General features: G+C 59.7%; 10 protein-coding genes. 1 reads left to right on the plus strand and 9 read right to left on the minus strand.

The window, feature by feature from the left end; genetic code table 11:
- From H5U08_RS05205 to H5U08_RS05220, 4 genes are all read right to left on the minus strand, one after another.
- A partial coding sequence (locus H5U08_RS05205; protein ID WP_297030973.1) for a hypothetical protein occupies positions 1-404 on the minus strand: 404 nt, incomplete at its 3' end.
- Positions 346-1,599, minus strand: a complete 1,254-nt coding sequence (locus tag H5U08_RS05210) for a hypothetical protein (protein WP_297030974.1) — start codon at positions 1,597-1,599, stop codon at positions 346-348. The genes H5U08_RS05210 and H5U08_RS05205, both read right to left, overlap by 59 nt.
- Positions 1,600-1,729: 130 nt before the next feature.
- Positions 1,730-2,236: a hypothetical protein gene (locus H5U08_RS05215; RefSeq protein WP_297030976.1), complete on the minus strand. Its 507-nt coding sequence runs from the start codon at positions 2,234-2,236 to the stop codon at positions 1,730-1,732.
- Entirely contained in the window at positions 2,233-2,595 is a 363-nt protein-coding gene (locus H5U08_RS05220) for a hypothetical protein (RefSeq protein WP_297030977.1), read from the minus strand. The genes H5U08_RS05215 and H5U08_RS05220 overlap by 4 nt, the downstream gene beginning before the upstream one ends.
- Here H5U08_RS05220 and H5U08_RS05225 point away from each other — a divergent pair.
- On the plus strand, positions 2,581-3,852 hold the full coding sequence (locus H5U08_RS05225; protein WP_297030979.1) for a glycosyl hydrolase family 28-related protein: 1,272 nt from the start codon (positions 2,581-2,583) through the stop codon (positions 3,850-3,852). The two genes, H5U08_RS05220 and H5U08_RS05225, sit on opposite strands and share 15 nt — an antisense overlap.
- Before the next feature lie 14 nt (positions 3,853-3,866).
- On the opposite strand, the gene H5U08_RS05230 is transcribed toward H5U08_RS05225, so the two are convergent.
- The 5 genes from H5U08_RS05230 to H5U08_RS19825 form a co-directional block, all read right to left on the minus strand.
- Positions 3,867-4,085, minus strand: coding sequence for a hypothetical protein (locus H5U08_RS05230; protein WP_297030981.1), 219 nt, complete (start codon positions 4,083-4,085; stop codon positions 3,867-3,869).
- 85 nt (positions 4,086-4,170) lie between these two features.
- A complete protein-coding gene (locus H5U08_RS05235; protein ID WP_297030983.1) occupies positions 4,171-5,727 on the minus strand; it encodes a beta-galactosidase in 1,557 nt (518 codons plus the stop codon).
- A 771-nt stretch (positions 5,728-6,498) separates the two neighbouring features.
- Entirely contained in the window at positions 6,499-6,909 is a 411-nt protein-coding gene (locus tag H5U08_RS05240) for a hypothetical protein (RefSeq protein ID WP_297030985.1), read from the minus strand.
- A 300-nt stretch (positions 6,910-7,209) separates the two neighbouring features.
- Complete coding sequence (locus H5U08_RS05245; protein ID WP_297030987.1) at positions 7,210-8,181, minus strand: hypothetical protein; 972 nt, start codon at positions 8,179-8,181, stop codon at positions 7,210-7,212.
- A 40-nt stretch (positions 8,182-8,221) separates the two neighbouring features.
- Positions 8,222-8,882 (minus strand): RHS repeat-associated core domain-containing protein (locus H5U08_RS19825; protein WP_366494086.1); only part of this gene is annotated, 661 nt, incomplete at its 5' end.

Below are 8,882 nucleotides of genomic sequence, written 5' to 3' on the forward strand. Positions count from 1 at the left end.
GCCAGGCAGTGCAAGGCCAACTGCTCCGCGCAGCCGAGTGCCACGGCCAGGTAAACCTCCACGGTGCCGTACCCTGCCAGGTGCTTCTGCCCCATGGCAACCAGCCCCGCTTCCTGCGGGACCGTGGAGGATTCGATACCGGCCTGTTTCGCGATCAGCTCCACGAGCTTCGCAACCGAGACGCGAAACTCGAGCAACTGCTGCTCACTTACGGGAATCGGCTCGAAGTACTCGCTGCTGTCCTCGCCGGCCACGGCGAAAAAGCCCCTGGCCGTCTTGCGAACAGCCGCCCGGCGCCCCGAGTGGGGAAACCGAGGGTGCGGAATCTGCTCGGGCAACGGCTCCTTAACGAGGACGCCGCAGTGTACCAGTTCCGCTTGCTGCCAGGTGGGAAAAGCGGCCATTTCCACCTGCCGGATGATCGGCGACGGGAACCGGTTCACTCGAGACAGCACAAGACTCAACAGCGACCTGCTCATCCACGAGTATCCCCCAATCGGCAAGTAGAGCGAACACCTCCTCGGCATGCGTGGTGCGATTGAACTTGACCTTGTTCGGCCCTGAGATTTCCACCCGCTTGCCCCGCCGGTCGTCGGGAAAAGTAATCTTGAACGCCGCGCGGGTGATCAGCTCGGGAACAAGCTTCCTGCGCAAGCCATTGAGCTCGAGCGTCCGTAGGACATCCTTCGACCGCACCGTGAAAACGGGCCCATGGCTTTGGGCCAATGCGAATTGCAGTTCCACCAGGGACGCTCTCACAGCCTCAGGACACACCGGCTCGAAATACGGTTCCGCCAGCACCCCAAGCCACAGCCGCTGGGCAGCCTCGGGGTGCTCGAAGAACTCGGCCTCTCCCAGACACGCTTCCGCAAAGCACCGCCGCAGCTTCGCCTCCTCACTTTCGTACCCCGCCTCAATCTCCACTTGCCCTGTCTCGGCGTTGTAGCTGATGAAGTCTTGCCGCGCGGGCCGGTAGATGTGTGGTTCCACTTTCAGCCGGCCCTTCGATCCCCGGAACACCAGTGTCGCACGCGTGCGTTTCTCGTGGTAAACGATGAAATTGACGTAACTGCCCTCTTCGTACCAGCGCAGCAGCACGCGGTCACTGTGCTTGTGATCCTTGAACACCGCAGCCAGCTTCTCCTGAAAGGACCGCGCCGCAGCGCGAAGGTCCCGGATGGGCCGCGGGGCAAACCCCTTGTAGATCGAAAACCGTTCGGCCCGCCAGAGGCTGTAGCGGTCGTAGGCCAGAAAGAACACGTCCTCACGCTCGGTGCGAACCTTCAGGGCCAGGCACTCCACGGGCAACCGGCCGTCAGGGTCCGGGGCGTAAGACGGCTCCTCGGCGATGGCCGCAATCAGGTCCTCGTGGCCCCGCGCAGTGCACAGATCGTAGACCTGGTAGAGAGCCTCGACCAGTTCGTCCTTCGCCTGCCCTGTGCCCTCGACGAGCCATCGTTTCATTGCCGGAACGTCAAGGGTGGCCGGCTCAAGGTCCACACGCCCCTCCCACAGACGCACAAAGTCCCGCAGCAGCTGCTCGAACCGCTGGAACTTGTCGAGAAACCGATCGGCGTTGAACCCACGATGCTTGGCCATGGTCATACCCTTTCGCTGGTGCAAGTGAGGCTGGCAGTATGTGTACGTGCGTACAGTATCCGCCATCATACACCTGCCCACAGATCCGTCAAGACAGCGCAACGAGTTTCTTCGGGCAACAGCCTTCAGATCACACCGGCGGCGGGGCAACTATCGACCGGCAGGGTTGATGAGAAACCACCAATGCCGTGCGGCAGATGGCCGCCACTACCGCGGCGGCGGGGCAACCTGCAAATCCCGTTTCAACGCTTCCCACAGCCGCCGCTGCTCGTGCCAATCGGCCACGGCGGTCAACCGGCGCAGGTGCCGCTTCGGTGATCGGGTCCCGGCCTTGCTCCACACGGGGCAGGAACAACAGCTCTTCCTGGATGTCCGGGGCCAGGCACAGCAGGTTCATGATCTGTGTGACCCGCGCGCGGCTGACGTGCCCGACGCGAGCAAGCTCGGCCTGGTCCTTGATCACCCCCTCGCGGATGAGCCGATCGAAGTGAATGGCCAGGGCCATCAGCCGCGCAGCGCGGGGCACCCGGCCTTGGGGAGTCTTTACCCTTGGGGCCTGGCCGAGCTTTAGATACTTCCGCCCGTTGCGACCACAGCGGAAGTGAACCGTAGCGTGCAGCCGGATCTTCTGCGTCATGGGGCATCTCCGGGAAAATTGCCGTCGGCCAGCGTCTTGATTCCGCTGGCGTGGAAGGTGATCCAGATCGCTCCCTTGCGGCCGTCGTAGTCGATCCTTTCGATCAACAGCCGTAGCAGGCGCGCCTGCTCATACCGGCTGAGCGACTCCCAGACCGGATCGAATCTTTCCAGCGCCCGGGCGACCGCCTCTTCGTCGATCAGGCGGCCGCTTGCCTGCTCGAGCTGCTTTTGAACCAGGGCCAGCCGCCGCTCGGCCGAGGCGATTCGCTCGTGCAGCTCGGCCAGCCGCTCTGCTGCCGGTGTGCGGTCGGTTGCCGTGGCAACCAACTGGCGCAATCGGCGATGATCCTCGGCCAACTCCCGGTGGATTCGGTCGCGTTCGGCGGCCAGTTCCGCAGCCTGCCTGGCCAGCTCCCCGGTCACCTGGCCAGCCGTCTCGGCCACCAGATGCGGGTCGCGGCCGATCTGTTTGATCTGCTGGACGACAAAGCGTTCGATCTGGCCGGCGGGGATCGACCCGCTGGGACAAGTTCGCCGGCCGCGCAGGCTGTTCTGCTCGACAGCTTGCTCGAGGGCCGCAACAGGCAGTTGCCGGCGATCGATGTGCGCCAGGGAACGCTGTTCGTTCGCAACGTGGCAACGCCCGGCTACGGTGCTGCGATTCGCAATGCAGGGAAAACGGCTGTCACAGGCTTAAGTGTCGACGAGTTCGTCAACGGTCCGATTCTGAGTCTGCGCCAGGATCAACCCAAACGGTCGTTGAACCTGCCGATCGAAGAAACACCGCAATTTGCCTGGGAAACCGATTTCTCCAAGTGGGCAAACGTCGATGCCTACGGCGCCAAAGGCGATGGGCACACAGACGATTCCGCCGCCGTACAGGCCGCGATGAACTCGGGCAAGCCGGTCGTCTACTTCCCCAAAGCGGTCTACCGATTGTCAACGCCAGTCAAGATTCCGGCCAGCGTCGTGCGCGTCATGGCATTCTACGGCTCGGTCAATGGGCCATTGTTGGTCGCTGAGGATTCACCACAGCCACTGCTGATCGAGGACCTGGGCACGTCGTCGCGGACTGACATCCGTCATCAGGCCTTCAGACCACTTGTGCTTAGTCATGTTCGATGTAGTTACTTCAATCAGACGAATCGACCCGGCGTAAAAGTATTCATTAACAACGGCAACGGCATGGGCAAGAACGAGCGAGCGTTCATCAACGGCCGGTTTTGGGTCCGCTTCATGAACACGGAGTGGAAACAGGGTCCAAATTTCACATGCAATCGATCGGATATGTGGGTGTTTGGCTACAAGGTCGAAGGGCCTATGACCAATTTTCAAGTGATAGGCGGCGGACGCCTGGAAATTTTGGGCGGTGTGTGCAATGAACACGGCAGCAATTTCTCGCCCGAAATCCCGATCCTGCGAAACGTCGAATCGAGTCTCTGCTTCGTCGGTTGCACCAACGGCCCAAACAAGTTCGAGACGATTGTGGAAGAGACGATCGGCGGCGTGACGAAGCGTCTGATGCGTACCGACTGCCCCCCACGTCCTGCCCCCGACAACTACGCATCCTGGAAAGACATCATCGTGCCGCTGTACATCAGTGAGGCACAATGATGTGTTCCATCACATCATTGTGCTCTCCGTCGGTTCGCCATTGATCCTGGTTCGCTCAGGTCAAGTACCTTCTGCGCGAAAAGTATGGCCCAGAGGTCACGCTGCCACAGGATCCGTGCGCCGGTCAGTCCGGCGGCGGAACAGTAGGCAAGTTGCGTCTCGATCGTTTCATGGCAGTCGTCGCCGCTGGCACGCGGACTGCCAAATTGAACGACATTGCGGGTGATCCACATGCGCAGGCTTTCCCGCAGGCAATCCGGGACCACTCCTTGCGCTATGGCGCTCTGCATATGCTCGGCCCAGCCCCGTTCTGACGTTTCAAAGTGTGGACGACTTGCTGGTGATTATCAACGGGTAATCGAGGCAGGGCAGGTTGCGGAATCGGAACTTAGCGCGGTATTCGCCTGGCTGGCGGACGCCCTGCATTGCAGACACTTTGTAAATCTCCCCAGTGATCGGATCGACCAGTACGGGGTCGGGCAGAATCTGCTCAGCGGTTCGCCGTTGGGAATCGCAGTAGAGGGTGACATCGACCGGGACTGCGGGTGAGTCGTCTTGGACGTTGACGGCCTGGTAGTAGGCCAGCATCGGAGTGTCGCGGCGGCGGAAGAGCATCATGAACGGTTCGCGCAACGTATCTGTGCTCTTGCGGGGCGACATGGCACAGTACCCGCCCGGTTCAGGTCGGGTCTGGGCATCGAAGAGCGTCGCGATGTGCTGCATGGCGTGGTAAGACCGCTTGGGTGTGTAGGTCTTCCCATTGAGCAGCCCGAGCATGACGGGCGGTCTGGCTTCCCCGCTGGCCTGCCGGTAGGTTGACTCCATCAGATCACAGAGGTGGAAATACTGGGCAACGTCCATGTCTAGATAGACGTCGAGCATCAGCCGGCGAACCAGCCATTTCGCCTGGTTCATCTCGTTCATATTCCAGAGGTCCATCCACGACGCGTCGTGGTGACCAGTGTTCCGCGACGGGGCCCCACATTCGCCCTGCCAGAGTCTCACGTGGGGAGCCGACACTCGAAAAAGTTCCTTCACCCGGCTGACCGACAGGGCGTAGTCCATCTCCGGGATCATCTCGCGACGGTACGGATGGATGGAAAACGCCTGAATCAATGGCCCCATTCCGGCTTGAAGGCAGCCCTTGATGAATGCGCTCGGGATGCCCGAGCTGCAGGCGACGATCTTCGCTCCGGGATGGCGTTCGCGAATGGCTTCGGCACTGATCGCAACGAGTTTCGTGTACTCCACAGGGGACGGCTTGTGTTTCGGGTGCCAGAACGCCGGGATGTTCGGCTCGTTCCAGATCTCCCAATATTCGACCCGGTCCTTGTATCGTTCGGCGAGCGCCCGGAGGAAGTTCTTCCACCCATTAATGCCGCGTTCACCACCGTAGATCGGGACCTGGCCGACAGCCGATTCATGCGGCGCGTCAGGGCTGTAGAGTCGGTTGCCGTAGCCGACGTTGAACCACGGTTGGACCCCGGCATCGATTACATGATCGACCACGTCGTCGAGCCACTGGAAGTCGTACTCGCCTTCCTTCCTCTCGCAACGCGACCATCCGGTTTGCAGGCGTGCCCATTTCACGCCCAACTCGGCAAGCGGCCCATAGGTCTTTTCCGGCAGAAACATCCGGCGGTCGAGGCACTCCATGCCGACGCCGATCCGCGACTTGGCGATCTCCCGCGACGGTTTGGTCTTTAGAGCCCCGAGCCGAGCGAGATTGTATTGCTCCACCCAGTCGCTCGACGTGGCAACAGTAGCCGAGTCATCAGCCAGTAGACGGCCCGCGGGCAACGCCATCGCCGTCAAGCCGATACGTCTGAGAAAAGAGCGGCGTCCGACGGTTCGTTGCCGGTTATTGCCTGGCATCGATCTCTCCCCTTTGTTAACCGGAGCTTAGGCTGCCCAGTGTACCGCAGAAAAAGTTTGAGTCAAGCTTTACGGAAACGTCGCTCCGCATTGGAGGATCATCTGCAACTTTGGTTCGTATTCGTAGACGTTTACGTCCGGCATTCCGAGGCGAACCTAGCTGTTACCCCAGAGGGGGGCGTTGAAGGGAGAGCCAGAAAGTTCAAGGGCGATTTTTTGGAAGGCACGAACGCAACCCTGGATTTTGGGCGCTGTCGGCTTGGGGTGCCCGAATTCTCGGCTGGTGGCCGAATCGTCACAAATCCTTTTGCGAAGACGAGATATAGAAAAACGCCGGGGCCATTCTCGCCTCGGCGTTTTCGGTTACCCTGTAGGTCAGTCTGGTTCGATGACCGACGCAAAGCTCCCCGTGCACAACTCTCTATGCAACCACTCGCGCGAGAGTCGATGTCGTAAGTCCAGAAGTTTCAATCGGTTACGGAGTTCACGTCCCGTTCGGCAAATGCATAACAAGCCAGAGGGCTTCGAACTGCCTGCCTGCGGGTTAGCCGTCGTCGATCACCGAGGCTGTAAACCCCCGATCGCTTTGTGCGGCCTGCCGTGAACCCAAGCTGGTTGATTCTACGCGAGCGTGGGACCATCCTGAACTGCCTCAGCTCCTCGGAACGGCGGTGGGACAGGCGCCGTGTCACCGCCGAAGCAACAACTCGATCAGATCGACGGCTCGATCCAACACCGCAGGCGGAAACGTCGCATCAGTTAGCCGGTTATTTAGCGGCCGACGGAAGCATCGTACCAGCGGTTGAGGTTTTTTGGAGTTGATTGCTGGCCGAAGCCTTTTTGCGGTAAATGTTCTACCTGCTTCGTCTCGGCATCGAACGGCCGGGCGGTGAAGAGGAACAGAGAATCCACCGCCGGGTTGCTCTCCGACGTCACCCTGCCGAAGGCGTCATAGACCGGGTGGTTGACCACGGTGGTCGTATCCGTTTGCGAGTCGTACTTCGCGATGTCGCGGACGGTGTTCAGATGATCGGTCAAGGTCCACTGCACCGTCTCATCGGCACCGCCGTTGACTGCTTCTTCAGCCAATATCTGGTCCACGGCCGGGCCCCACAGGTAACGCTCGCGGAGGTGGCCGATCTGCATGTCCTGCGAATTGGCCCGCCGGAAGTCCATCACCATCTGGCTGCCGTCATAGATGAAAATCCGCCGGCCGTCCAGGTGGCCATCGCCATCGCTATCCAGCGCCTTGCGGACCCAGCGGTTCTAGTAGTCCTAGAAGTACTCCACCACGTTGTCCACGGCCGCGGCGTAGCTTGCCCGGTGCTCCACCTTGACCAGCCGGTTGCGGTGGTCCCAGGTGTATTGGGTGAGGTCGGTATCGCCCGAAGCACAGGCCGCTGACCTCGGCTCGCCATGGATTCCCTCTTCTTCTCATTTACGCCGATGTCTCGAGGCGCCAGCGCAAGTACGCGTCGTGCGTCAATCCCCGTGCGGACCTGGCCCTCCCTCCTCCGTATCACACGGCACATCGTGTTCCCGCACGAACTGCTCCCACTTTGGTATCTCGTCGGGCGGAGCCCAGACCTCCAAAATCAAAGGCTCCCCACGCACCCAGTTCGAGCTCGAGATATGTACGTTGTCAGGAAACGCCTGAAACGCGGCGCGAACGATCTTCGCGCCGCACGAATCCATCCTAACGTGTTGAAATTCGAAAGTTCGGTGAACTAACGCTCCCCATCGGACAAGACGCTCCCGGCAGTCCTCGGAAAAGTATAAAAAGCCCTGCGGTGGGCACCAATAACCCCCAATGCTGGAATCATAGCCGTATTGCAACATGAGAGCCCACCTCTCAAGGGGCGAAGGTGGAGGCCCGGGTTCCATCAGTCGAAGATGGTAATGCTTAGCGGCGACCGTGCATACATAAACGTCTAGAGGGCGCCACGCCGCGCCAGCGACAACGATTGCAGCGAGAAAGAGCGCAGCCCGCCACTTGTCCTTTCTCAATCTCGAATCGCTCTCCTCAACATGTAAGAAGGGGAGCTTGAAAAACCAGCCCCCTAAGCTCAGCACGGCTGCACACCCCCGCGAAAATAAATATATCAGGAGGCCCACGACGAGCCAAAACCCTATCCCAATCAACATGTCCGCCAGTAGCCGGATCGCCGAGTAGAATATTCTGAGTAAGAACCAGCTCTGATACGTGTAGACAATCATTGGAGCGGAGAGAAGGACTCCGGCAATCGTAGACATTACCAGCACTGCTGGCAGGCTGCCCATGAATCGGCCCAGCCAAAATCTTCCGAGGAAAACGGCGAGAGTCAACAACAATACCATGACCACGTAAGCGATGCTTCCACCAAGAAATTTGACAACCCCCACGACCGCGATAGCAGTAAGGCCGGCGCTAGCAAGCACGCTACAGTTTTTGCGTAAGGCGTAGCAAGTCGTCATACTCGTCTGCCAACACTATCCAGACATGAGCGGTTATTCATTAGAGTCCACTCACGGACCCAATGGGTTTTTGGAAATTGTGGCAATAAGCCTCACAGGCAGCAGCTCCTGCTTGCATTGCCGCCTTGCACGCCGTCCGAGCGGTCGGCTCCTTGATTAGGTCACACAGCTTCTTGGCCCTCTCCACATTCCCGCATTGGCTGACACATTCCTTAAAATCGACAATCGGGAAGAGGCGCTCTCGTTCAGGCGTAAAATCGAACGCATCACCAGTCACGATGCGTCCCGGGCAAAAAGGCCTTGACCAGGGCAGCCATCCGCGCGACGCGGCTTTCCAGTAGATGCCGCTGATACCACCATCCGGAATCGAATCAAGAGGTGGGCACTTGCAGTGAAAAATGCCCCCGGGCCGGGTGCGCCGAGCGACGTCGCGGCAGGAATACTTGCAATATACGTTACCGGTTTTTGGACTTTTCCATTCCTCCAATAAATGGCACTCGTACGTTATCCAGCAGGCTAACGCGGTCGGATCTGAGACACTCGCTGGTGCATTGCCGACATACCGATACAAATTCGAATCGCCACCCGCAAAGCCAATCGGGTCCTCGCTCAGCCAGCGGCCGACCGCAGGATCGTACCAGCGGTTAAGGTTGTTTTGCAGGCCGGTGTGAGTATCAAAAGGTCTACCCGTGAATAAGAAC

The organism is Thermogutta sp., assembly GCF_014359955.1.
Taxonomy (GTDB): domain Bacteria; phylum Planctomycetota; class Planctomycetia; order Pirellulales; family Thermoguttaceae; genus Thermogutta.

Coding starts and splice junctions, on each gene's coding strand:
- H5U08_RS05235 (WP_297030983.1), bottom strand. CDS start 5,727: ATGCCAGGCAATAACCGGCAACGAACCGTCGGACGCCGCTCTTTTCTC.
- H5U08_RS05245 (WP_297030987.1), bottom strand. CDS start 8,181: ATGACGACTTGCTACGCCTTACGCAAAAACTGTAGCGTGCTTGCTAGC.
- H5U08_RS05230 (WP_297030981.1), bottom strand. CDS start 4,085: ATGTGGATCACCCGCAATGTCGTTCAATTTGGCAGTCCGCGTGCCAGC.
- H5U08_RS05225 (WP_297030979.1), top strand. CDS start 2,581: ATGATCCTCGGCCAACTCCCGGTGGATTCGGTCGCGTTCGGCGGCCAG.
- H5U08_RS05210 (WP_297030974.1), bottom strand. CDS start 1,599: ATGGCCAAGCATCGTGGGTTCAACGCCGATCGGTTTCTCGACAAGTTC.
- H5U08_RS05215 (WP_297030976.1), bottom strand. CDS start 2,236: ATGACGCAGAAGATCCGGCTGCACGCTACGGTTCACTTCCGCTGTGGT.
- H5U08_RS05240 (WP_297030985.1), bottom strand. CDS start 6,909: ATGGTGATGGACTTCCGGCGGGCCAATTCGCAGGACATGCAGATCGGC.